The 26,079-nt window shown below is 37.6% G+C and carries 20 protein-coding genes and 1 tRNA gene; 13 read left to right on the top strand and 8 right to left on the bottom strand.

What is annotated here, in order from left to right; all coding sequences use genetic code 11:
- Positions 1 to 10: 10 nt before the first annotated feature.
- From HEQ19_06465 to HEQ19_06440, 6 genes are all read left to right on the top strand, one after another.
- Positions 11 to 994 (top strand): MvdC family ATP-grasp ribosomal peptide maturase, encoded by a 984-nt coding sequence (locus tag HEQ19_06465; GenBank protein WYM03285.1) that lies wholly within the window; start codon positions 11 to 13, stop codon positions 992 to 994.
- 195 nt (positions 995 to 1,189) lie between these two features.
- Positions 1,190 to 2,218 carry an MvdD family ATP-grasp ribosomal peptide maturase gene (locus tag HEQ19_06460; GenBank protein ID WYL99217.1) on the top strand — a complete coding sequence of 343 codons (1,029 nt, stop codon included), beginning with the start codon at positions 1,190 to 1,192 and terminating at the stop codon, positions 2,216 to 2,218.
- A 214-nt stretch (positions 2,219 to 2,432) separates the two neighbouring features.
- Positions 2,433 to 4,457 carry an ATP-binding cassette domain-containing protein gene (locus tag HEQ19_06455; protein ID WYL99216.1) on the top strand — a complete coding sequence of 675 codons (2,025 nt, stop codon included), beginning with the start codon at positions 2,433 to 2,435 and terminating at the stop codon, positions 4,455 to 4,457.
- Between the two features lie 47 nt (positions 4,458 to 4,504).
- Positions 4,505 to 5,038 (top strand): GNAT family N-acetyltransferase, encoded by a 534-nt coding sequence (locus HEQ19_06450; GenBank protein ID WYL99215.1) that lies wholly within the window; start codon positions 4,505 to 4,507, stop codon positions 5,036 to 5,038.
- 33 nt (positions 5,039 to 5,071) lie between these two features.
- Positions 5,072 to 6,793, top strand: a complete 1,722-nt coding sequence (locus HEQ19_06445; GenBank protein WYL99214.1) for a GUN4 domain-containing protein — start codon at positions 5,072 to 5,074, stop codon at positions 6,791 to 6,793.
- 26 nt (positions 6,794 to 6,819) lie between these two features.
- Positions 6,820 to 7,230 carry a hypothetical protein gene (locus HEQ19_06440; protein WYL99213.1) on the top strand — a complete coding sequence of 137 codons (411 nt, stop codon included), beginning with the start codon at positions 6,820 to 6,822 and terminating at the stop codon, positions 7,228 to 7,230.
- Positions 7,231 to 8,213: 983 nt separating this feature from the next.
- Here HEQ19_06440 and HEQ19_06435 read toward each other — a convergent pair.
- The 3 genes from HEQ19_06435 to HEQ19_06425 all read right to left on the bottom strand — a co-directional run bounded on the left by HEQ19_06435 (position 8,214) and on the right by HEQ19_06425 (position 11,559).
- A complete protein-coding gene (locus HEQ19_06435; GenBank protein WYL99212.1) occupies positions 8,214 to 10,022 on the bottom strand; it encodes a WD40 repeat domain-containing protein in 1,809 nt (602 codons plus the stop codon).
- 374 nt (positions 10,023 to 10,396) lie between these two features.
- A complete protein-coding gene (locus HEQ19_06430; GenBank protein WYL99211.1) occupies positions 10,397 to 10,621 on the bottom strand; it encodes a hypothetical protein in 225 nt (74 codons plus the stop codon).
- A gap of 209 nt (positions 10,622 to 10,830) precedes the next feature.
- Complete coding sequence (locus HEQ19_06425) at positions 10,831 to 11,559, bottom strand: phytochelatin synthase family protein (protein ID WYM03284.2); 729 nt, start codon at positions 11,557 to 11,559, stop codon at positions 10,831 to 10,833.
- A gap of 173 nt (positions 11,560 to 11,732) precedes the next feature.
- On the opposite strand from HEQ19_06425, the gene HEQ19_06420 reads away from it, so the two are divergent.
- From HEQ19_06420 to HEQ19_06400, 5 genes are read left to right on the top strand one after another with little or no spacing between them, the layout of a single operon-like run.
- A complete protein-coding gene (locus tag HEQ19_06420) occupies positions 11,733 to 13,295 on the top strand; it encodes a class I SAM-dependent DNA methyltransferase (protein WYL99210.1) in 1,563 nt (520 codons plus the stop codon).
- Complete coding sequence (locus HEQ19_06415; protein ID WYL99209.1) at positions 13,285 to 14,331, top strand: PDDEXK nuclease domain-containing protein; 1,047 nt, start codon at positions 13,285 to 13,287, stop codon at positions 14,329 to 14,331. The genes HEQ19_06420 and HEQ19_06415 overlap by 11 nt, the downstream gene beginning before the upstream one ends.
- A 58-nt stretch (positions 14,332 to 14,389) precedes the next feature.
- Positions 14,390 to 15,649: a restriction endonuclease subunit S gene (locus HEQ19_06410; protein WYL99208.1), complete on the top strand. Its 1,260-nt coding sequence runs from the start codon at positions 14,390 to 14,392 to the stop codon at positions 15,647 to 15,649.
- Positions 15,646 to 16,785 carry a hypothetical protein gene (locus HEQ19_06405; protein ID WYL99207.1) on the top strand — a complete coding sequence of 380 codons (1,140 nt, stop codon included), beginning with the start codon at positions 15,646 to 15,648 and terminating at the stop codon, positions 16,783 to 16,785. Before HEQ19_06410 ends, HEQ19_06405 begins: the two co-directional genes overlap by 4 nt.
- Positions 16,782 to 19,889: a type I restriction endonuclease subunit R gene (locus HEQ19_06400; GenBank protein ID WYL99206.1), complete on the top strand. Its 3,108-nt coding sequence runs from the start codon at positions 16,782 to 16,784 to the stop codon at positions 19,887 to 19,889. The genes HEQ19_06405 and HEQ19_06400 overlap by 4 nt, the downstream gene beginning before the upstream one ends.
- A gap of 296 nt (positions 19,890 to 20,185) precedes the next feature.
- Here HEQ19_06400 and HEQ19_06395 read toward each other — a convergent pair.
- The 4 genes from HEQ19_06395 to HEQ19_06380 form a co-directional block, all read right to left on the bottom strand.
- Positions 20,186 to 20,259 (bottom strand) — tRNA-Pro (locus HEQ19_06395).
- Between the two features lie 145 nt (positions 20,260 to 20,404).
- Complete coding sequence (locus tag HEQ19_06390; protein WYL99205.1) at positions 20,405 to 22,048, bottom strand: hypothetical protein; 1,644 nt, start codon at positions 22,046 to 22,048, stop codon at positions 20,405 to 20,407.
- Positions 22,048 to 22,773 (bottom strand): hypothetical protein, encoded by a 726-nt coding sequence (locus HEQ19_06385; GenBank protein ID WYL99204.1) that lies wholly within the window; start codon positions 22,771 to 22,773, stop codon positions 22,048 to 22,050. Before HEQ19_06385 ends, HEQ19_06390 begins: the two co-directional genes overlap by 1 nt.
- Before the next feature lie 77 nt (positions 22,774 to 22,850).
- The gene (locus tag HEQ19_06380) at positions 22,851 to 23,207 is read right to left on the bottom strand and encodes a hypothetical protein (protein WYL99203.1); all 357 of its coding nucleotides are present in this window, start codon (positions 23,205 to 23,207) and stop codon (positions 22,851 to 22,853) included.
- A 162-nt stretch (positions 23,208 to 23,369) separates the two neighbouring features.
- Between HEQ19_06380 and HEQ19_06375 the strand changes: the two genes are divergently transcribed.
- The gene (locus tag HEQ19_06375) at positions 23,370 to 23,750 is read left to right on the top strand and encodes a transposase (GenBank protein WYL99202.1); all 381 of its coding nucleotides are present in this window, start codon (positions 23,370 to 23,372) and stop codon (positions 23,748 to 23,750) included.
- Between the two features lie 7 nt (positions 23,751 to 23,757).
- Complete coding sequence (locus tag HEQ19_06370; GenBank protein ID WYL99201.1) at positions 23,758 to 24,318, top strand: IS630 family transposase; 561 nt, start codon at positions 23,758 to 23,760, stop codon at positions 24,316 to 24,318.
- A gap of 80 nt (positions 24,319 to 24,398) precedes the next feature.
- On the opposite strand, the gene HEQ19_06365 is transcribed toward HEQ19_06370, so the two are convergent.
- Positions 24,399 to 26,048: a hypothetical protein gene (locus HEQ19_06365; GenBank protein ID WYL99200.1), complete on the bottom strand. Its 1,650-nt coding sequence runs from the start codon at positions 26,046 to 26,048 to the stop codon at positions 24,399 to 24,401.
- Between the last annotated feature and the right edge of the window lie 31 nt (positions 26,049 to 26,079).

Raw genomic sequence — 26,079 nt, 5'->3', positions numbered from 1 at the left:
AAAATTTTTTATGCATCTATCTCGATACCGAGACATTATTCTATTAATTACCCACAGTGGTGATTTCTTCACAATAGATAGAGTGGCAGAAGCCTTGTCAAAAAAAGGGGTGCAACCATTTCGTCTAGATACTGATAAATTTCCTTTAGATCTGGAATTAACAGCACATTTTGACAAGTCTAAAAGCTATCACACTATAGAATATAACAACCACTTAATCAGCACAGAGCAGGTGCAGGCTGTGTGGTTGCGTCGCATTTGGGAAGCACAACTGAGTCAAGAATTAGCGCCAAAGTTCCGAGAAGCTTGCATTAGAGAATCAAAAGCAACTTTAGATGGTTTTTGGGACAGCCTCAAGGAAGCTCGTTGGATAGATGATTTAGAGCGCATAAATTATGCAAATAACAAGCTACGTCAACTGCGGATTGCGTCTGAGCTAGGTTTTGTGATTCCCAAAACTCTTGTCACCAACAAAGCCGAGTCAGCACGAGAGTTTTTCGAGCAAGTCAACGGTAAAATGGTGAGCAAATTATTGACTCATCTTTCCCGCAGTATGGAACCTACCTCCTTCTTTCTTTACACTAGCACCGTCAAAGAAGAAGACTTACAACAGGCCGAGTCACTGCGCTATTGTCCGATGGTTTTTCAAGAGCAAATCCCCAAGCAGCAGGAATTGCGGGTGGTGTATGTGAATGGCAATGTTTTTGTCGGGGCGCTCAATGCAGATGTGTATGCAACAGCTAAAGGTGATTGGCGTCAACCAGGTATTGAGGTGGGTGCATGGCAAAACCACCAGCTTCCTGATGAACTAATTCGTCGTCTCCACGCTTTTATGGGGAGATTTGGGCTATTATTTGGAGCCTTCGATTTCATCGTCACACCATCAGGCGAATATGTCTTTTTGGAAATCAACCCCATAGGAGAGTGGGGAATGCTAGAGAGAGATTTAGACTTGCCCATTTCTGATGCGATCGCCGATGCGCTTATTGGCTAAAAACATCGTAGGGTGAGTGACGCTGCAATAAATATTGTACGCACTCACTTGAGGCGTGGCGTCACCCACCATTCTTTAAATGTGACACTAGCGTAAGTCCTGTGTGAGATTTTGGTGAGAAAAAACAGATTTTTGACATCTGACGCACCCTACAACTTTTAATCAGAATTAACCACCTTTAGTTAACAATTTTCTATGACAGTACTAATACTAACATTTAGCCAAGATAACGAAAGTATTCCTCTAGTAATTAAAGAAATCGAGGCTAGAGGAGAAAAAGCATTTCGGTTTGACACAGACAGATATCCCACCGAAGTGAAGTTAGATATTTACTGCGGTGATTCTGAACGGGTAATTATTAATGATGGCGAACAGAAGTTAGATTTGAGTGAGGTGTCGTCAGTTTGGTATCGACGGATGCGCTACGGCGCAAAAATTCCCCAAACGATGGACAAGCAATTTCGAGACCCTTCTGTTGAGGAAAGTCGCCGTACTGTCAGGGGGATGATTGCTAGCCTCAAGGCATTTCACTTTGACAAAATGTCAAATGTTGATATCACCAATAATAAACAACTACAGTTGCAAGTGGCAAAGGAGCTAGGACTGCGGACTCCGCGTACACTGACTTCTAATAATCCAGAGACTGTGAAGCAATTTGCCTCTGAGTGTCAGAAGCAAGGTATAGTCACAAAAATGCTTTCTTCCTTTGCGATTTATGGCGACCAGGGGGAAGAATTGGTGGTTTTCACTAGTCCCGTTACAGATGATGATCTCAATCATATGGAAGGACTGCATTTTTGTCCAATGACCTTTCAAGAAAACGTACCAAAGGCGCTAGAGTTGCGGACAACGATTGTCGGACACAATATATTTACTGCAGCAGTAGATTCTCAAAGTTTGACAGGATCTACTTACGACTGGCGCAAAGAAGGGAAATCTTTAGTTAAGAGTTGGGAATCCTACAAATTGCCAGAAGATATTGAGAAAAAGCTGCTCAAACTCATGGCTTATTTTGGCTTAAACTACGGCGCAATTGATATTATTGTCACCCCCGATGGTGAGTACATATTCCTGGAAATTAACCCAGTCGGGGAGTTTTTCTGGATGGAGATATATCCACCACACTTCCCAATTTCTCATGCAATTGCCGAAATTCTGCTGACTGGTAAAAATTCAGATGAATTATCAACACTTCCCCCACCCAGCCTCTCTCTCCTTAAGTAAAAATTGAGTGTTTCTCCCTCTGCTCTTCATCCCCTACCTCTTTTCATGTTTGGTAGTGGGATTTTACCGTGAATAGGTTTCAATTGAGGATGAAGATGCTCAAGCAGCAAAAATAATTGAAATTTTGGCAGAGAGAGAAATAACTAGACCGTTACATTCAGTGATATTCTATATCGCATACGATAAAATGTAAGAACGGATATATATCTAGAATATGCAAAATCCAGTTGTTAATGATAAAACACCAACGAATCCCTTTTCGGATTTTGTTCAATTCTGGGCAAATGTAAAAGTGGTTTTTCAACCTTATTGGTATCCCACAGAGGTAGGAATAAGAGCATTTTCAGAGGTGATTAGCTCATGGGGAATGCTCATTATCCTGATAATATTAATAACTGCCGTTGTGGCAGTAAAGGCCTTAGACAGCTTCTGGAGTCGCTACGTCTTTGATATCGTTATTGAAGAGAAAGACCTTGCCAAATATCTTGATACTTTATGGATTTCCATGCTCTCCATTGTAGTGACAGTCATCTTGCTAGCATTTTCTAAATATGTCAGAAATAAAATAGCGATTGATTGGTATAAGTGGCTAAATCATCACATTTTGAAAAAATATTTGAGCAATCAAGCCTATTATAAAATAACTTTTAACTCTGCTATTGATAATCCAGACCAACGTCTAGCCCAAGAAATAGAACCAATTACCAGCAGTGCTTTAAGATTATCAGCTACTGTACTAGAGAAGTCTATGAACATTATTACTTTTTTAATAATTCTCTGGACAATCTCTTCACAAATTGCAATTTATCTAGTGATATATACAATTGTAGGGAATATTGTTGCTATTTATTTAAGTCAAGAATTAACTAAAATTAATCAAGAAGAACTTGCATTTAAAGCCGATTTCAATTATTGCTTAACTCATGTGCGTAATCATGCTGAATCAATAGCTTTTTTTCAAGGGGAAGAAGAAGAACTAAATATAATTAATCGCCGATTCAATAATGTGCTAAGAAATGCTGAACGGAGGATAAATTGGGAAAAGGGGCAAGATATTTTTAACAATGCCTATCAGTCGGCTATTAGTATATTTTCAATGTTTATACTCACACCTTTATTCATTCAAGATCAGATTAATTATGGCGAAATTAGCCAAGCTACTTACTGTAGTTTTATGTTTTCTAATGCTTTGGGAGCATTAATAGCTGAATTTGGAACTTCCGGGCGATTTTCTAGTTACTTACAGCGTTTATCTGAGTTTTCGGATGCATTAGCATTTGTGAGCAAAAAACCTGAAAATGTCAGTACTATTAAAGTCATAGAAGACCAGCATTTGGCTTTTGAGGGTGTCACCTTACAAACGCCAAACTATGAGCAGGTAATTGTTGAAGATTTGTCATTATCTGTTCAACCAGGAGAAGGATTGTTGATTGTTGGCCCTAGTGGTCGGGGTAAAAGTTCTCTGTTGAGAGCGATCGCTGGTTTGTGGAACGCCGGAACTGGTAGGCTGGTGCGACCTCCCTTAGAGGAAATGTTGTTTCTTCCCCAACGACCTTATATCATTTTGGGGACTCTGCGTCAACAGTTACTGTATCCGCATACAGACCGCAAAATCAGCGATAGCGAACTTGCAGACATTCTGCACCAAGTTAATCTACAAAACCTGCTTACCCGCGTCAATGGCTTTGATACAGAAGTTCCTTGGGAAAATATATTGTCCTTGGGAGAACAACAACGCCTGGCTTTTGCACGATTATTAATTAATCGTCCCAATTTTACTATATTAGATGAAGCAACAAGTGCTTTGGATTTAAATAACGAAGGCAATTTATATCATCAATTACAAGCGACAAAAACAACATTTATTAGTGTTGGACACAGAGAAAGTTTGTTTGATTATCATCAGTGGGTTCTAGAACTTTCGGAAAATTCCCATTGGCATCTTTTCCCCGTGCAGGATTATCGACGAACAAAATCAATTATCGTTGAGCCTACGGAAACCTCTCACATCACCATAGATATTTTACCTGAAGATGAACTCCCAAAAACACCAAAAATATCAGCAACAACAGACATAAGTTTTGGGCTTTCTCATCAAGAAATTCACCCATTAACAGACTATTCTCTGGCCACAATCAGAAATAGGGGTAGGCAAGGTAAATCCATCACTACTAAAAATGGCACTATCTACCATTATAACAAAAACCCAGAAACGTTAAAATGGCTCAAAGAAGAGTAGTTGTCATGCTTTGGTCTTCTGCATACATTGAATAGGAATTTCATATCATGGAAAAACTTCTCACCAAACGATTATATTTGATACCCTTTAAGTTGGAAATAGTCAAAGCAGCAATTTTTGGTGATGCTGAATTAGCCAGATTACTGGGAGTTACAGTTTTGCCAAATTGGCAAGAAGAAGAATTTTTGCAAAATTTGCCAGATATTGCAGATATTCTCAGCAAGTATCCGTGGCAAAGTGAATGGGGATGGGGAAGTTTAGTCATTCATCAAGCAGAGAATACTCTCATTGGTCATGTTATGATCAAAATTATTCCCGATGCCACATTCTCACCCACAGATTCAGTGGAACTTGGCTATTATATAGTTCCATCCTATAGACAGCAAGGGTATGCCTCTGAAGCTGCCAAAGCCATGTCTGATTGGACACTCTCTCAACCCAGTATGCAAACAGTTACGGCTGGATGCGATCCAGATAATATAGCTTCAAAGCGAGTTTTAGAAAAGATTGGCATGGATTTGATAGAAGCACGAGAGAAAGTTTTAGTATGGAAATTATCTAAAACAGCTAATGTAGAGTAGTGGTGTCTCCTCATACTTTTGAAAATCAGAATTATGCTAACTAAACAGCAAAGACAACTAATTACTTATAAAAGTATTACGATTTACGAACGAACATATCAACTACCCGTCCTCAAAAATAACGGTGTAAAAGCAATTCAAAAAAAAATTAGAGAACGTCAACAATTAATTAAAGAAGGTGTTCGATATCATCATCTCTTTGGGGGAATAATTAAGCGAAAAGCAGAAATTAGCCAGGGAGAAATTTTTCAGGAAATCCAATTATTCATTAAAGACTACACTCATATTATTGATTTTCTAGAAAATTACAAGAATAGTTATCATGATTTTTTATTAAACCTTATGGAGGAATTGAAAAAAATATTCAAACAAAAATATTTGTCAATAAAAAAAATAGAAGACGAACGAAAAAAATTAGAAATCAAAAACAATAAAAATCCGAAAATAGTTGATGAACTCAGATGGGAAAAGCAAGAAAACTTGAAAGCAGTTTTACTGTTGAGCAATGCTTATTTTTTAATGTTAGAAAAAATAATCTTGCTTGGCGAAGGAATTAAAAACCTTGCAGAAGATACCAAAATTCAAAAAGGAATTGTTCAGCAAATAGTTAAAGATTTAGAAGTATATCAAGAGATTTACGCTTATCAAAGAAAAGCCTATAAAATTCGCCAAGAAATAGCCAAAATTGCCCATACAGCAATCAATATTGAAAATTATTTACAAGAATACTTGAGTCCATTTCAATCTTTAATAGATGAAGTCATAAAAGTAGATGAATCTTTTTACGCAACTGTCGGAGATATCAAAAATTTAGGAGATAATATTTTCAAGTATCACTCAAATTTATTTAACCTTGAACAAAAAGAGGGAATTTCTGAAACTTTTCTTGATTTTATGGTGACAAGTTATGAGAAAAAAGCCAGATTAAAAGATGCTTTTATTCAATCTCAATTATTAGATTGGCAAATCCATAATTTTGATTTGAGCGAAAATGCCGTATTTTTAGACAAGGGTATTGATTTAATATCAAACTATATATCCAATCAACTCACTGATCAAACAAAATTGCTAGGTATAGCACCAGAAATAAATTTTGTTTCTACATCGGCTCTATCTGCTGTTCAAAAAACAGGATTTATGGGACTGAGCAATAACAATCTTGCGTTGACAAAAAAAATTCCCAGCCATAAAAATATTGATTATACCCCATTACGGGATCTCCTCGCCCAGCATAAGTGGAAAGACGCTGACGTTGAAACCACTAAATTAATGCTAAAAGTCATGAGCAAGAATTATTGGAATGAAGTTTATCAGGAAGATATTGATAATTTTTCCTATCCAGACCTCCACATCATTGATCAACTTTGGCAACAATATAGTTATGGTTATTTTGGCTTCAGTATTCAGCAAACTATCTGGAGCGAAATGGGTGGTCAAGTAGACTATGAAACCGAAAAGAGACTCGGAGATCGTCTTGGTTGGCGAAAAGACGGAAACTGGTTAGACTATGAGCAACTAACTTTTAAATTGTCCCCCATGACACCGATGGGACACCTACCCGCCAAATGGTTACACTATGACCAACATAGGTTTGACTCATCCCCTAACTCATCTGCGGAACACCTTTCAATGGGAGCTTGGCGCGTGGGGTCTTGGTTAGTTTGGCTGATGCACTTATTCTTTTTGCGTGTAAAAAGTTATAACGAAACTTTCCTAGGCGTTAATCACACATTTGTTAATAATAGGAAAAGTTAGATCTAAAGCTAATTTTGAGGATAGACATGAATAATAGTAAGCACTCTGATATAGAAATAGAAATTTTACTTTTGGGAAAATGGCGTTTTGATACATCTTCAGAAAAAATCACTATTGAATTTAAAGATGATATGACTTATGAGCAAACAAGGGTTCAAATGTTGCTTTTCTCTAAACCTAAAGAACTTATAACAGGGAATAAATTTACTGGGGTATGGTACGTGAGGCAAAAAAAATTGCATTTAAATGTTAGAAGTATGCCAAAATCATTTTTTAATTTAAAGGTACCACTAGCTTTGAAAATTTCTATTGCCGATATGGTAGCTACTTTAGGTTCTGTGTTTATGCCAGAAAATTATGAAGTTATGAGAATTAATAGTTCTAAATTTCTCATATCGGATCAGGAGCAATCAATTATTGGGACAAAAATCAAATAAATATTTAGCTATGGGAGCAATGCGATTTTGTGAGCTAACTCCAAACAGAATGATTATGGGTTTATGTTTGCTGGTCTATACACAGGGTAAACGTCAAATCAGAGCCGCACTCAGAGAGTCTAAATTAACTATTAAAAATCAATTGGGTAAAGCAACTGACTGCCCTACTTTACGTTGGATATTTCAACGTTTCCAGTGTATTCATTTAGTTGAATTTAACAATGAAAAACACGTCTCTAATTGGACTCCAGATAGGGATTTCATCTTGAATCTTTTACCAGATGATTGCCTCCGTTACTATCAATTAGTCACATAAGTCTTATCTCTATTAATTTAATATAAATCGGACAAGCAGCTAACCGCTTTGATTAATAGCTCTAATTTACTATGCCAAAAATCTAGTTTTGATACTTCAATTCATTATTCTAATTTATGATTTCAGCGTTGAACGTCTTCATTTATTTATCTCATCCGAATCTATCTGCCATCAGTTCTTATTGCTCCTTATTGACAATAGATTTTGATGCCATTTGTGGTGATTTATGGCTGCTCAAATCCCTATTTTATCTAAATATGTCTGTTTTTATTCTTGCTTGCCTTTTTTATCTCAGTAATTTCCGTTTGTGACACTTGGGGGTGCGGAAGGTGGGTTTTATTTTTCTTTCAACTTGTTGATTGAAGTTGTTAATATCTTAATAATTCTTTCATTACTTATTACTTATTACTTATTACTTATTACTTATTACTTATTACTTATTACTTATTACTTATTACTTATTACTTATTACTTATTACTTATTACTTATTACTTATTACTTATTACTTATTACTTAAAGAACGCGAAAAACAACTTTTCCCCCTGCAAATTTTACTCAGCAAGGATTGTGCATGAATTTTTAACCCCCTCAAGGTACAAAGTCAACAGCCTAGGAATGGGGGGAAATGAGGAAGTAATTTTTCTAATCCCAAGTCCCCATCCCGCATTAACTCCGGTGCCAAATTTTAATCGTTTTATCTAAACTCCCACTGACTAAAATATCGCCGGAAGCAGTAAACGCTACGGCTGTAACTACATCGCTATGACCTGTAAAGGTAGCTAGGAGTTCTCCTGTTTGTACATGCCACAATTTGATAGTTTTATCAGCACTACCACTGGCGATAATTTGCTCATCGGGACCTAGAGCGATCGCACACACTTCAGCTTGATGTCCTTTGAGGGTGCGGATTAATTGCCCAGTTTCCAATTGCCAAATTTTAATTGTCTTATCTAAACTGCCGCTAACCAGCAGTTTACCATCGGCACTCATCGCCAGGGAACGAACAATGTGAGTATGACCCATGAGGATGTGCTGTGGCCGGGGATCTTTCAAATTTGTCGCTAACTTGGATGTATCCCAGACTTTGATTTTGCGGTAGCTACCTGTAATCAGTGTTTGCCCATCTTGGCTAAAAACCAAGGAATGAGCTGCTGTATCATCTAAAGAAAGGGCGATCGCCACCTGACGTTGAGTCATATCCCAAAACAGAATTTTTCTGTCATCTCCGCCAGTCGCTAACATTCTACCATCGGGGGTAAAGGCAACGCACCGGACTACTCCATTATGCTTGTGCAGGATATCGATTAAATCTCGTGCGCCAATGTGCCAAATTTTAATCGTGGAGTCCGCACCAACACTGACTAAAGTCTGTCCATCGCTGCTAAAGGCCAGGGAATTGACTTCATCTACCAGCCCAGATGTTACCCAAGGATGCTCTGATAAGGTATCTATTAATTCACCATTACTTAAATCCCATAGCTTTGTCTCACCACGACTACCACTGGCTAATATTGGTAAGGTTTTGCTTTGATATCTGGAATTGTTTGTCGTTGGCGTTCTAGCACGCAAAGCATCTGCGGTAGGAGAAGAGTAAGCTAGGCAATTAATTCCTCTGGTGTGTCCTTTTAAGGTCTGCCAGTATTCCCAATCACCGATAATTCTCTTCAGAGGATGCTTTGCAGGCAAAGTCTCCACTGTCTGGTCTATCATTTTCTCATCAATCACTGGCAGCACATCATTTTTGGCAACTAGTGATTCTAAATACCAACTCAATCCCCCCGCATACAACAAGTTACTAGGAGTAATGTACAGTTTTGGTTCTGTAAATTCCAGTTGGGCGGTGGGTAAAAATCCAGTAACTACCGCTTGTTTATTGTATCCAATTTTGCTAGTAGAAGGGAAAAATAAACAGAGAAAAATTAAGACTTGGTGATTTTTTAAATCCTCTTGAGTGACTGACCACCTGATTTTATCTTTCTTAATCCCATTAAAACTTTCGCCATCAGCTACGTAAACTTGAATACTCAGCTTTTGGTTAGCTGTAAGCAAATAAGAAAATGTACTTTCGCCACGTAAATTCCCTTCATCATCTAAAACCATGTTTTTCAATGTGTCTTGTGGCACTTTTTTCACCAACTTACCGAGGCGTTCAGCCATCACCCGATCAACAATTTGCTCTCTCAAAAGATAATCCTGGGCTTGTTGTTGGAAGTATTTGGCAAAAGGTATCGTCCAATCGGGAGGTTCCGGGTATTCAGGCGGTGTTGGTGGCGGATTTTGGGCGACAATTTCCGCTTGTTGTCCAGACAACTCTAGGAGTTTTGCCAATGACTCGCCCCAAAATGTCATCATTTCACTATGGCAACCTTTGACTTGAGTATCGAGCAAAGATAGGTCATAAGTCTTAGATTTTTTGACACGTTGAAGGAAGTCAGCTTGTTGAGTTTTTAGTAAGCTAATCCAATCCATTTGCATTAGAGCGGCACACTATTGCTTCCTTAAGGTAAGCTATACCATTGCCATTACTCAAGTTTATAACCTTTAGTTAACTAAAATTCAGTAATCATCACAGTCTAATAGAATACAGCTATAGAACTATATTCCTGTTAAAGATGAACTTAGCACAGCAGCAGGGACTTCCAATTTAAAAAATATCCCCTGGACGCAGTGCAAGGCCTTGGTCTTCTACAAATATACAAATAATTGGGGATAATTTATTTAGTCCCAAGCAGAAACACTACTCACGAAAATGCGATTATCGGGGTTGCGAATGATGTCTCGGCATTCGGTATCGAGTTTTGGGTCATCAAAGAGCTACCATAATAGGATATGTGTGTCAATTAGGTAGCTCATTCCCATTGCTGAAGTTCTTCTTCGGGTAAGGGTTCAAAAAAAGCATCGCTGAGTTTTCCCGTTAGTAATCCTGGGGTACGCGGTTCAAGTTCGCTTACCGTGAGAGGTTGGGCAGTTTCCCGATTTAAACCTAAGCGAAAGTAGTGAATCAGATCATAAATTTCTGCGAGTTTATCTTCGGGGATGTTTTGCAATTCTTGGACAATTTTCTGAATCAGCATAAGTCAAATCTTATGTATTTGATGGTTAATTGGGTTTCGGCTTCGCTCAACCTAATTAGGACCTACTCTGGGGGCACAATAATAATCGTAGGGTGCGTGACGCAGTGATAAATATTGTACGCCAAGACTTGTGGCGTCACGCACCATTCTTTAAATGTGACACGTAAGTAAGTCCTGATCATAAATGCTCAAGGCTTGACAGTGATTCTTCACTTAGATTTACTCACAAATACAAAGCCTCGTGTTTTACCTGAGACTGAATCAATTGTATTCATAGCTTTCCATAACTCAGCCGTCTTTACCCAAACAGGTGGATATTTATAACGGGAAACATCCATAATTAAAAATCTATCAGTCTCCTCATTATATGCAGCTAAAGGTGATATATGTCCGCCTTTTTCTTGGTTAATTTCTTTGCGTAAATAATTAACTATAACAAAATTTCCTTTCTGTTTTAAATTAGCGACTGTGATTTTTCTAAAATCTTCTATATTAGAATCAGCCGCATGATAGACTTTTACATTGACATCATAACTGGCGAGTAATCCACCTAATTGCTCTAAAGTCATACCTTGACGAGCGACTAATTCCTGGGTAATTACAGCTTGAGTTTTTTCATTAGTGAAAAAGTTTTCTTGGGTAAAAAATTGATAGGGAGAATATTGTGGTGCAACTGGAGCAGGAATTCCTAAACTATTTAACACCATCACAATACTAGCAACGCCGCAATAAGCTTGATTATTTTGAGTGACAAACTGCATACTCAAAGGAATAAAGTCAACCCTTGCACGACTAGTAAATAATAAGCTTTCTCCTGCATCAGAGCTAAAATTAATTAGGTTAGGTGAGACAGTTAGGGTTTGAGAGAGAACATTTTTACCAGAAATACATAATCCTAAAATAGCTAAAATCACAGGTGTGATAGTTTTTTTTAACAAGATAATTCATGGCTGTATTCCCAGATTGGGAGAATGTAGAGTAATATAGAGTATTTTACAATACAACTGTACATTAGCAAATTATATGTCGCAATTCGCAAATCATGTCTTGACCTATTAAACTTGGTATTAACTCGCATTAGAAGAGATTTTACTTAAGGGAGTATTACTTAGTGGCTCGTGGTCAGAAAAAAACCGAACAGAATAACGGCAATGGGGCAACATTAGGCTTTGAACAAGCCCTGTGGCTAGCTGCGGATAAGCAGCGGGGTCACATGGACGCAGCGGAGTACAAGCACGTTGTTTTAGGGTTGATTTTCCTTAAGTATATTTCCGATGCCTTCAGTGAACTTTACGACATCTATTCACAGCAAGCTCACGCTGACCCGGAAGACCGCGACGAGTACACAGCGGAGAATGTTTTCTGGGTTCCTAAAGAGGCGCGGTGGTCATATTTACAAGCTAATGCCAAACAACCAAGCATTGGCAAACTGCTAGATGAGGCGATGGATGCCATTGAGAAGGAAAACCCATCACTCAAAGGCGTATTACCCAAAGATTACAATAAGCCAGCCCTAGATAAACAACTGCTGGGAGAAATCATTGACCTGATTAGCAAAATTGGCTTGGGAGATGAAGCCAGCCGTTCTAAAGACATTTTGGGGCGAGTTTACGAGTATTTTTTGGGACAGTTCGCCACTGCGGAAGGGAAGAGAGGCGGACAATTTTATACACCGCGTTGTGTGGTGCAGTTGTTAGTAGAAATGATTGAACCCTACAAAGGGCGGATTTATGACCCCTGTTGCGGTTCTGGGGGAATGTTTGTGCAGTCGGAAAAGTTTGTCGAAGCGCATGGGGGAAAAATTGGCGATATTTCCATTTATGGGCAAGAATCCAACCCGACAACTTGGAAACTGTGCAAGATGAATTTGGCAATTCGCGGAATTGATGGGAATATTGGCACACACAACGCTGATACTTTCCACAATGACTTGCACAAAGACCTCAAGGCTGATTTTATCCTGGCGAATCCCCCATTTAACATGAGCGATTGGGGCGGGGAGAGATTGCGGGAAGATACCCGTTGGCAATATGGTACACCACCTGTAGGTAATGCTAACTATGGTTGGGTACAGCAGATGATTTACCATTTAGCACCCAATGGTATTGCTGGTTTTGTATTGGCGAATGGTTCCATGAGTTCTAACCAGTCTGGGGAAGGTGATATTCGCCAAGCCATTATTGATGGCGATTTAGTTGATTGTATGGTGGCATTGCCTGGGCAATTATTTTACAACACCCAAATTCCCGCTTGTCTGTGGTTTGTGGCTAAAAATAAGAAAAATGGCAAGTTTCGTAACCGCACTGGGGAAACATTATTTATAGATGCGCGAAAGATGGGCGTGTTAATTGACCGAGTACACCGAGAACTGACCGAGGAAGAGATAGCCAGAATTTCTCAAACTTACCATGCTTGGCGGGGCGAGAAAGAAGCGGGTAAGTATGAAGATATCCCAGGTTTTTGTAAGAGTGCCAAGTTAGATGATATTAAAACTCACGGTTATGTTCTCACACCGGGGCGTTATGTGGGAGCAGAGGAAGTAGAAGATGATGATGAGGCGTTTGATGAGAAAATGCTGCATTTGACAAAGAAGTTGCAAAAGCAGTTTGAGGAGTCGGCGAGGTTGGAAGCGATAATAAAAGAGAATTTACGCGGGTTGGGGTATGGCGGATAAGTTATTACCAATGGATGGCTATGATGACTTTTTACGGGAATTAAAAGAACGCATACGCAGCGCCCAAGTTAAAGCAGCTTTGTCTGTTAATCGTGAGTTAGTATTACTTTATTGGCAAATTGGACGGGAAATTATTACACGACAGCAGCAACAGGGATGGGGTGCAAAAGTTATCGAACGTCTCGCCAGAGATTTAAAAGCAGCTTTCCCAGATATGAAGGGATTTTCACGTACAAACCTACTTTATATGAGGGCTTTTGCAGAAGCTTATCCTGATGAACAAATTGTCCAACAACTTGTTGGACAAATTCCGTGGGGACATAACATTCGTATTTTGGATGCTGTCAAAGATGCTTCAGCAAAGCTATGGTACGTCCAAAAAACTATAGAAAATGGCTGGAGTAGAAATGTATTAGTACATCAGATAGAAAGTGGATTATATCATCGTCAAGGTAAGGCTACTACCAACTTTGAAAATACCCTACCCAAACCACAATCTGAATTAGCACAACAATTATTAAAAGACCCTTATAACTTTGACTTTCTCAGTTTAGGAAAAGAAGCGCAAGAACGTGAGCTAGAAAAAGCTTTAATACAACATATTCGTGATTTCTTATTGGAATTAGGGGTTGGTTTTGCCTTTGTTGGCAGCCAATATCACTTGGAGGTGGGAAACAAAGATTTTTATATAGATTTATTATTTTATCATTTGCATTTACGCTGTTATGTGGTTATTGATTTGAAGATTGAAGATTTTCAACCGGAATTTTCGGGAAAGATGAGTTTTTACGTTTCGGCTGTCGATGATTTATTGCGTCATCCAGATGATCAACCAACTATTGGCATGATTTTATGTAAGACGAAGAATCAAACAATTGTAGAATATGCTCTGCGGGAAATGAATAAACCAATTGGAGTTTCAACTTATCAGCTACGGGATACTCTACCGGAACAATTACAAGGAAGTTTACCGACAATTGAGCAATTGGAGGCTGAATTAGAGGCTTTATCTGTGGAAGTTGAGGATCAAGAATGATTTAAAACTATTCAATAAATTAGGAAATAAAGTATTAAGTGATTTTATTTAAGTGATTATGGTTGAATCTTTATTCAGTTGCCTACCTCTGCATTGGAAAGTAACTACACTCGGTGAATCCTGCAAAAAAGGTGGCGGAAACATCCAAACAGGTCCATTTGGAAGTCAATTACACGCCTCTGATTACGTACCTTTTGGTATTCCATCAATAATGCCCCAAAACATTGGTGATAACCGTGTTTTGACAGAAGGAATTGCGCGTATTACTTCAGAAGATGCAGCAAGACTCAGCCGTTATTTAGTAAAAAAAGGAGATATTGTTTATAGTAGACGTGGTGATGTTGAACGTCGAGCTTTAATTCGTACAGAAGAAGATGGTTGGCTTTGCGGTACTGGTTGTCTTCGGGTTAGATTTGGAAACAGTGAAGTTGACCCTTTGTATGCATCTTACTATTTAGGTCATCCTAGTGTTCGTGGGTGGATAGTTCGCCATGCTGTTGGTGCTACCATGCCGAACTTAAACACATCAATTTTATCAGCACTCCCTTTTGTAATTCCTCCCCTCCCTGAACAAAAAGCGATCGCCCACATCCTCGGCACATTAGACAATAAAATCGAACTGAACCGGGAGATGAACCAGACGCTGGAAAACATAGCGTGGACTATTTTTAATTCTTGGTTTCAAGAAAATAACTTTCCTGAAAATTGGCAAATATTGCCATTAGAGGAATGTATGGCAGAAATTATTGATTACCGAGGTAAAACCCCTAAAAAAACGACTTCAGGTATACCTCTAATTACAGCAAAAATTGTTAAAAATGGACGAATTAATCAACCAGAAGAATATATTGCATTAGAAGACTATCATTCTTGGATGAGGCGGGGATTTCCAGAATCTGGCGATGTTGTTATGACTACTGAAGCTCCACTAGGAGAAATTGCACAACTTGATGGACGAAAAGTTGCATTGGCTCAAAGGTTAATAACGCTTCGTGGTAAACCTGGAATACTAGACAATACTTATTTAAAGTTTTTAATGCAATCTTCATTCGTACAAGACCAACTCCACGCAAGAGCAACTGGTACAACAGTTTTTGGAATACGCCAAAGTGAACTGCGTGAGGTTCTTCTGGCTATTCCACCCTTTCCCGAACAAAAGGCTATTGCTTCTGTCCTTAGAAATCTTGAGGACAAAATTGGTGCTAATGAAAAAGAATCTCTCATGCTTGCTGCTATTCGTGATTCTTTATTACCACAGATACTATCAGGGCAAATTCAAGTTAGGGACCGTGAAATTTTTGTAGAAAATTCAATATGACATTAGAAAACACCGAAATTAGTAAAAGCATATTGGCGGGTAGTACTGTCGATTTTCCAGTAGGGTATAGCGAAACTTTACCTGAATTAAGATATGAAAATAATCCTGATTTCAACCAATCCATAGATGAAGAATATGATTTAGTAACAATATGTGATGCTTCCTTTCAACCCAGCAAGATTCTATTTTTAATGGAGCCAGAAACTTATCGTTTGGCATTAAAGCAGTTTAGAGATCAAGAAGTAGAAGACTTAAAAGAAACTATTTTTTATGATTTTCCTACGCCAATTGCTTATAATTTTTATAGATTTGAGAAAGGTTATGAGAATGAGCAGCAACGCCTACTTTTGTTACGTGACACATGGGAATCAATAATCTGTTTGTTATATTCAATGGTTGTAGGAGAATTTAGATGTCTAAATTTACCAATGAAAGAAACTGCTATTAGGCATAAGCAACTAGTATCGGATACTTACCACGATAAGTTGTCAGTAATAGAACAATTAATTAAACTAGCTTTAGATAATAACTATAATTTATCTTGTATAAAGATAATACCTATGAAAGCAATAGAAAAATTAAGTGACTTACAGGCAGTGAGAAATGATTTTGCTCATGGAAGTGCAAAATCTAATGAACAATGTCGTCAAATTATTTTTCAGCATTATGACAATATTATTTCTATTTTTAAAGATATTGAAGAGTTAAAGAATGCAACTTTAATGCGTTATGTTGGGCAATTAAATAATATTCTCGAATTTCGACATGAAGAGTTTAAAGGCAGTTCACTCAATCGGACTTTTGAAAAGACTATTCTCACTAAAGAGCAATTAATATCTGTTAGCTCTTATTTAAATGATCAAACTATATTAGTGAAATATGAGAGTCATCTTTACAGCATCTCGCCTTTCACTTATTTTAAAAAAGATGAAACAGGTAATTATACAAGATTATGTTTTTATAAAAGAAAAAAAGGTGAAGAATCTAATCTACAACTATTTTATGAACTCATAGGGGGTTTTGGAGAAATTGAGATTGCTGAAGATGAATTCAAAGCAGACTTTAAAACTGCAACTGAGGAGCTACGATTATTACTTCCTGATTTGTCTGGTAAGACAGGAGGAAAATCTGCATGATTAACAATATCGATGAAGAAATTCTTGAGCTTGCTACCCTAGAATGGTTTGAAGAGTTAAACTACACTACCCTCAACGCCTCAGAAATCGCCCCCGAAGAACCCAACGCGGAACGCCAAACCTATGCTGATGTTGTATTAATTACCCGCCTGCGTTCTTCCCTAGCAACAATTAACCCCCAAATTCCCGCCGACGCTATCGAAGAAGCGATTCGCAAAATTACCCGCAGCGAAACCCCCAACTTATTTGAAAATAACCGCCGCTTCCACAAATTCCTCACCGATGGCGTAGATGTCGAGTACCAAACATCAGAAAGAATTGTCTACGACCAAGTTAAAATTATCGACTTTACCAACCCAGATAATAACGACTGGCTAGTAGTTAATCAATTTACTGTTATTGAAAATAAAAAAGAACGCCGCCCTGATGTAGTAGTTTTCATCAACGGCTTACCTTTAGGCGTAATTGAACTTAAAAATCCAGCCACCGAAAATGCCACAATTAAAGGCGCATTTAACCAACTCCAAACCTATAAACAAGATATCCCTAGTTTATTTCTTTATAACGAAATTCTCGTAGTTTCCGACGGTACAGAGGCCAGAGTCGGAACCCTGACCGCCGACTGGGAAAGGTTCATGCCTTGGCGCACAATTGATGGCGAAGAAATTGCCCCTAAAAAATTCGCAGAATTAGAAGTTTTAATTAAAGGTATATTTGCAAAAAGCCGATTTATCGACTTAATTAAACACTTCATAGCTTTTGAAGTAGACGGTAGCGACATTACTAAAAAAATGGCAGGCTACCATCAATTCCATGCAGTCAATAAAGCCATTGAACGTACTGTGATAGCGACATCACCCCAAGGTGATAAACGTGTGGGTGTAGTGTGGCACACTCAAGGTAGCGGAAAGAGTTTAACAATGGCATTCTACGCCGGAAAAATCATCCAAAATCCAGAAATGGCAAACCCCACTCTGGTAATTATCACAGACCGCAATGATTTAGACGACCAATTATTTAACACCTTTGCTTACTGTTCTGACTTGCTGCGCCAGAACCCAGTCCAAGCTCAAGATAGGGAAAATTTAACAGAACTTTTACAAGTTTCATCTGGTGGGGTTGTCTTTACCACGATTCAGAAATTCGCACCAGAACCAAAGCAAAAATACCCCGAACTTTCACCCCGTCGCAACATCATTGTGATTGCTGATGAAGCACACCGTAGTCAATACGGTTTAGAAGCGCGTGTAGTCACAAATCAAGATGAAAGTGATAGTTATATTGTTTATGGCTTTGCAAAACATTTAAGAGATGCTTTACCTAACGCCTCATTTATTGGCTTTACAGGAACTCCCATAGAATCAACTGATATTAATACACGAGCAATATTTGGTAATTATATTGATATTTACGATATTCAAAGAGCAGTTGAGGATGAAGCCACAGTCCGTATTTATTATGAAGGACGCATGGCAAAACTGGAACTGGAAGAATCAGAACGTCCTCAGATTGACCCAGAATTTGAAGAAATTACCGAAGGTGAGGAAGAGTCAACTAGAGAACAGTTAAAAACTAAATGGGCAAGATTAGCAGCTTTGGTAGGTGCAGAAAAACGCATTTCTTTAGTTGCTCAAGACATTGTAGAACATTTTGAACATCGCCAAGAAATTATCGATGGTAAGGCAATGATTGTCTGTATGAGTCGTCAGATTTGCGTCGATTTGTACGATGCAATTATCGAAATTCGCCCTGATTGGCATCATCCCGACGACGACAAAGGAATCCTGAAAGTTGTAATGACTGGTTCCGCAGCTGATTCTCTAGAATTTCAACCCCATATCCGCAATAAATCCAGACACAAAGCATTAGCAAAGCGGTTCAAAAATGAACATGACGCGATGAAATTGGCAATTGTCCGGGATATGTGGCTAACAGGATTTGATGCGCCATGTTTGCACACTATATATATAGATAAACCAATGCGTGGTCATGGGTTAATGCAAGCCATCGCCAGAGTTAACCGCGTCTTCAAAGACAAACCAGGCGGTTTAGTTGTAGACTACTTGGGCATTGCTGATCAACTCACAGCAGCCCTGAGAGATTATACTGCTGACAGTCAAGGTGAAACTGGCATTCCTCAAGCACAAGCGATCGCCTTAATGTTATCAAAATATGAAAACGTCACAGCAATGTTAGACGGTTTCGATTATTCGCTGTTCTTTACAGGTACTGTAACCCAACGTGTAACCATCATCCCCGCCGCAATGGATCATATTCTCGAACTCGAAGATGGACAACAAGAATTTATCCAAGCAGTGAACGAATTAGCCAAAGCCTTTGCTTTATGCAGTTCCAGTGATGAAGCTATAAAAATTCGGGATGAAGTCGGTTTATTCCAAGCTATTCGGGGTGCTTTCGTGAAGCATACCACAAATGGGGGTAAAAGTCCAGAAGATTTAGATACCGCAATTCGCCAAATTGTCTCTAACGCTGTTGCGAGTGATGCGGTGGTAGATATTTTCGCTGCTGCTGGAGTGAAAAATCCTGATATTTCCATCCTTTCCGATGAATTTTTAGCAGATATCCGCCAACTACCCCAACGCCACCTAGCTTTAGAACTGCTGCGGAAATTAATCAACGACGAAATCAAAACGCGATCGCCTCGTAACTTGGTACAATCCCGTTCCTTTGCCGAAATGCTAGAACAGACAATTAAACGATACCAGAATCGCGCTATCGAAACTGCCCAGGTGATCAGCGAATTAATCGAATTAGCAAAGGAAATTCGGGAAGCAACAAAGCGAGGCGACAACCTGGGATTATCGGAAGATGAACTAGCTTTTTACGATGCTTTAGATATCAATGATACCTCTGTCAGTGCTTTAGGCGATGATACACTAAGAGCGATCGCTCGTGACCTTGTAGATACAGTTCGCCGCAACGTCACCATCGACTGGACACAGAAAGAAAGCGTCAAAGCTAACCTCCGGCGATTAGTCAAGCGTCTACTGCGAAAATACGGCTATCCACCAGAAAAGCAAGAGAAAGCGATGGTGACAGTGCTGCAACAGGCAGAATTACTGTGTAAAGATTGGGCTGCGTAAAGTTGAGAAAATGCGATCGCCTATCTTTAACAATGTCGCTTGGTTGCTGAAGAAGACACTCTCCGTCAACTGTGGGAACTGATGGTAAAAAAATACACCATTTATCAATGAATTATTGGCACAGGTAGGAAAACACCCAGAATTTGAAACCTGGCTAGAAAAAGGCAAAATCCCTACCGAATAGGAAAAACTTAGTGTAATTAAATTACCTACATTAAGACCGCCCAAGCGACATTAATTTGCGAATAACGACACTAATTCGCGAATTGCGACATATAATTCGCGAATGTACAAAATCGGGATGACTGGATTCGAACCAGCGGCCCCTTCGTCCCGAACGAAGTGCGCTACCAAGCTGCGCCACATCCCGTAAGCCTTACTCTGTAAGTTTTCTAGCTTTTCTGTTAGTTTTATATAATTGTCTTCATCTTAATTAGTATGCAAGTTTATGCAAATTAAGTCAAGACAACTATATTAAGAAATATTAAGTAGTAAATCAGTTTTGGTATTTTAGACTACATAATTATTTGGTAGTCTTCGTCTTCATTCCATAAATCATCACCATAGATACTAGTATTTTTCCTTCTTTTCCAAGCATAAGCAGCTAAAGCTAAACCCATGACACAATCAGTAGGCAGCCCTTTATCATCTAATTTATAAAATCTTAACTCAGTCTTAAGTTGTTTTAATCTATCTTGTTCGTCATAAGGAATTACTAATTTAGCTTTTTCTATACAACCAGCCAAATTAGACAACATTAAAGTTTTATGATTATGTTTTGATTTACCGGGCTTTTTGTTGCTATTAATAGGTATACATTTCTCAGCTAAATCACCAGGTAATTCTTTTTCTATAGATTCCCTTAAATATTGACCAGCTAAAGCAGTAGCATCATAATAAAGTTCACCAGGAAACTGATTTAATCTACGGTTAATTCTTTCAATAGACCCATTTTGATCAAACAAAGGAGTCTTACTAATTCTTTCAAAGGCTACAATTCTTAATTCTCTATCAATATACTGAAGGGTAACTAAAACTGTGCTATCACCATTAGTACAACCAGCAACGTCTACTCCAGTAAAGAACTGAGAACCTGGACCACCTTTAGGTAAATAAGGTAAATGTAAACTAGCCCCATGTTCAGGTAAACAATATCCTGTAACTGGGTCATCATAAGGAAAGAAACAAGTATGCTTTTCACCCTTTTCAATAGCCTTATCTAAGTAATTACCCGCAAAGAAAGTAGCACCATAGTTAGCAAATTTACCATATACTTCTTCTCTAATTTGAGCTTGAGTCATGTTAACCATATTTGACCTGATGGTTTCTTCAGGGTTAACAGGGTTATCAAACTGTGAAAACTCAGCAATAACTACAGATTTATCTTGATTAAGTCTTCTTTCCTTAAACTCATTCCACATCTTCCTAAAGTAAATAGCACCTTGTCCAGCAGTATCTCCTTCACCTTGGGGTGTAGAAATAAAATACTTACGTCCACTAACTTCAGTACCTCTAACATTTAATATTTTCATTCTTAAATGTTCAAGAGCATATTCAGAAGCAGATTCATCTAGTGTAGCTACATCTAAATAGAAACCTAAAATAAATCTACCTTTTTGTACAGTAGCTTGGAACCAAATAATACTGTTAAAACAAGTTTCTATAAAAGGCTGCTGCCCATCAGAAATGTGCTTAATGAACCCTATACTGGTCAGGAAGGGGCTATCATTAACTAAGTTGATTATTTCATCCTTAACTAATTTTGCTTGCTTTAAAGAAGGCGCACAGTTTATTGATTGAAATCTTTTACTATAGTCACCATAAAATACAGAAGTATTAGGTCTTTTTCTATAGAATAAAAACCATAAGTGCATAAGAGCAGTAACAAAAGTTTTCCCACTTCTAGAGCCTGCTTTTAATACCCCTTCATTAGCATTTACAGCTTGCCTTAACCATTGTCTTTGTTTAGGATGTCCTTTAATTAATACTCCTGTTTCTGGGTGTACTCTTTCAACTTCGTTTAAATAATAGTTTACTTTTTCACCAAGAAAATATTTAATAAATAAAACAGGGTCATTAGCCCCAGCAATAAATTGATATCTTAAAGTATCTGACTTAATTATTCCTTCCAAATCAGAAGGGATAGAATTTAAATCCATTAGTCATCGTCTCCCAACTCATATTCAATCTCTACATCTGCTGGTTTTAAAGAAAGTAGCTCATCAACTCTAGCCCCAGGATTAGTTGTCAGATATGCTTTTACTAAATCTTGAATTAACTCTTTAGGGTCTACACTTAATTGTTCATATAAAGCTTTAAGTGTAAGGTCGTTTTCATTTTTATCTCTAAGTTCTTTTCTGGTTTTTAGAGTAGCATTAATCTGAGCTTGATGAATTTGAATAACTTTAGATAAGTCAGTAATACCTTTACTTAATCCATTAATATTATTAGATAGTACTTCGACTTCTCTTGGAGGAGAATCACTCGTTAAACTATTAAACTGTGTTATTGCTAAATTATATCTTTCTAATAAAGTATTTTGGTGATCTAGAAGCCTACCAATCATAGCATCAGTAAGCATAATGCTATTATCTAATAAAATTTCTTTACTGTAATCTGTTTCTAATAATTCTTTTCTTTCTTTTTTACTTAAAGATTTAATAGCTTTCATATTTTCTTGTTTAATTAATTTAGAGTGTAGACCATGTGTAATTCTTGCTTTAGCTGCTTTACCACCATGAGCCGCACAACATTTATAACCCACCATTACATTATTTTTACATTGAGTGCCGTCTTTTTTTATATAAGAACATCTTTCAGGTAGTGGTCTTGTTCCATTTAAATATCTATGTTTATATACAGCACTATCTCTATATAAAACCAAAAATACCCTCCAATTATTGATATAATTTAAGGATATCATATGTAAATACTAACTTATAGGGTAATTACACCCTTAATTTATTTATTATCTAATTTGTATGTAAGCTCTTTTACTATTTCTTTTACTTCTTTTACTGTATCAATGATTTTAGTGTGATTAGCTACATAAGTAGCATGATAACTTTTAGTTTCTTCTATCATATCTTTTACAGAATTAGCTAAAGACTTAAAAGAGTCAGCGTCACTTTCTAATTTGTCCACCCATTTAGAAATAAGTTTATTTATTCCCATCCATTTAGCTAATATTATGAAAGTTAGAAATGTGGCTATAATACCTAATCCAACACCCCCTGATTGAACTAATATTTGGTCAACTATTTTAGCTTGGGTATCTGGAGTTAATTTTATATATTGATATTGAGTTTGGTGTTCCATTTATTTTTTATATTTTTAATAAAGATTTAAGAATTAATTAGAGAGATAATAATAAGGTTCCTAAAGAAACCTTATTATTTTTTTTAATTTAATTAGGTTGTATCAATTACAGCACTTTCCAGCAATGTGAAGTACAATATGTAAGATAGATAAATTATTATTATGAAACCATATTCCGTCGATCTGAGAGAAAAAATAGTCAATGCTTATCAGTTAGGAAATATTTCAGTTAGAAAGTTAGCTGTAAACTTTGGTGTTGGTAAAGCTTTTGTACAAAAAATGTTGAGACAGTATAAAGAGAAAGGACATGTTAATCCTGGTAAGCAAGGGACAAGAAAAAAAGCGGTATTAGCAGATTCTGCGGCTCAACTTGTTGCATTGGTAAAAAAGTATCCAGATGCAACTCTCTCTGAATATTGTGAATATTGGCTCTTAACTGAGGGGCAACTAGTGAGTTCCAGCATGATGTGTAGAGAATTGCAAAAATTAAATCTAACTCGTAAAAAAAAAAACGGTTCGCAGCAGTCAGGCAGCTACCGATAGAGTTCAATTGCTCAGGTGTGAATACAGAGAGAAAGTCAGAGATATAGAGCCGAAAAATCTGGTTTTTTTGGATGAAGCAGGCTTACTGCTTGGGTTAATGCGTCCAAAAGCTCGTAGTGAAAAAGGAAGTAGAGTATATGATGTAAAACCATTTTATCGAGGTAAAAAAGTCACTATTATCGGCGCAATCAGTATGGATAAAGTATTGGCTGTGATGACACTAGATGGTTCAATGGATAGTAATGCTTTTCGCGTGTTTATAGAAAAGTTGTTAGTGCCTCAATTATGGAAAGGTGCAGTTGTCATAATGGATAACCTATTTGCCCATAAGATCGATGAAATTACGCCCATAATTGAATCTGTTGGTGCCAGTGTCATCAATCTATCTTCTTATTCACCAGATTTTAATCCCATTGAACATTGGTGGTCACAGCTTAAAGCTTTTATCAAAACATTTTCTCCAAAAACTACTCAAATGGTAGATGTATTGATTGCAATTGCTTTAAATCTAATCAATCCTATGCATCTGCGAAATTGGTTTGCTAACTGCTGCTACTGTACTTCATGATTCAGGAAAGTGCTGTATAACTGGGCGTTATTAATTAAGCCACATATATTTAATATTTTTATAAAACAATAAGTTTTTATTTAAGCTGCCCTTAAATAAATTAATGGGAAATGATAATCATAAAAACGTGTTGAAATTGTTGGGGTTGTTGGTAATGTCGCAAAAGTTTGATTAACTATAAAGCGACCAACAAAATCACTAAGCATATCTGTTATATTAACCCCTAATAAAAATTCACTATAAGCAGTTGAGGTACATCCTGAAATTGTTATATTTGCTGAAGAACAAAAAACAAACCAATATAACCCAACAGAAAAAGCCCAGGTTACATTTATAGATTTATTTCCTGTTGTTTGCACAGAAGTTGCCCCAGAATCATAAATAAGAGTACCTGGTAGAGCTGTTGAGCTATCATGACTATAAATACCCACTCTAGCATTTCCAAAAGCACCGGACTCCACCCTAAAGCTTACTTGGTTAAAAGTTCCACCTTTAGGTAAATAAAAAGGAACATATATACATGTATCTAGAGGACAATAAAGCGATGTCCGTGATCCTGAATTTGCTAAAGGATAACTTCTATTAGAAATATAGCCTGTAAAATAATCATTACTAGACCCACTACCCCCACCACCACCAGAAGAAGGAGTAGAAGGCTCCCAAGAAGTATTAGCTGTGTTATAAGTTAATACTTGACCGTTAGCAGGAGGAATAGTAGATATATTTGCTCCCCTAATCTGGTTAGCATTCCATTGAGCAGTTGTATTACCTACTTGTGATGCTGTAACCTGGCTTACTCTAGCAATACTTGTTGGTATTTGAGCATCAGGGATTAGGGTATTGGCATCTAAACTAGCTACGCCATTAGCTGTACCTCTAGCTGTTGTAGCTAACCCCCCTAAAGCAGTCAAAGCAGCAGATGCGGTAGTAGCACCTGTACCACCTTTAGAAATAGGTAAAGTTCCACCTAAGTTAGGTAAAGATAAGTTAGCCTCAATGACATCAATATCTATTTCATTAGCAACAGTATCACTTGTAACGGTAATTCTATTACTACCAGCATTAATATTTCTAAACTCTAAATTAACTCCAGTTTTTTGTCTAAATACCCCTACTCCCCCTGTACCTACATTAGACGCAGTATTTATTTCACCAGATCCAGATATTGTAGTAGGTTGCCAAGTAGAACTAGTACTATTCCAAACTATAGCCTGACCATTAGTAGGGGCGGTAGAACTTACACTTCTTCCTTGAATCTGGTTAGCATTCCATTGAGCAGTTGTATTACCTACTTGCGATGCTGTAACCTGACTTACTCTAGCAATGGTAGAAGGTATTTGTGCAATAGGAATTAAAGTACTAGCATCTAAACTTGCTACCCCGTTAGCAGCACCTCTGGTGGTACTAGCTAATCCACCAAGGGCGGTTAAAGCAGCAGATGCAGTAGTAGCACCCGTACCGCCTTTAGTAAGAGGTAAAGTTCCACCTATATTACTTAAAGAAAGGTTGGCTTCAGTAACATCAATATCTATTTCATTGTTGACTGTATCATCTGTAATGGTTATTTTAGAAGACCCAGCATTAAGCCTTTTAAATTCTAAATTAACTCCAGTTTTCTGTCTAAATACACCTACTCCACCCGTACCTATATTAGAAGCAGTGTTAGCTTCTCCAAAAGCCGTAGGGGTTTGAGGTTCCCATCTAGTATTAGTACTACTGTAAGTTAGCACTTGCCCATTAGTAGGAGCAGCCGTATGTATG

The organism is Gloeotrichia echinulata CP02, from assembly GCA_038087035.1.
In the GTDB taxonomy this organism is placed as follows: Bacteria; Cyanobacteriota; Cyanobacteriia; order Cyanobacteriales; family Nostocaceae; genus Gloeotrichia; species Gloeotrichia echinulata.
This window is presented reverse-complemented; position numbering and strand designations above follow the sequence as displayed.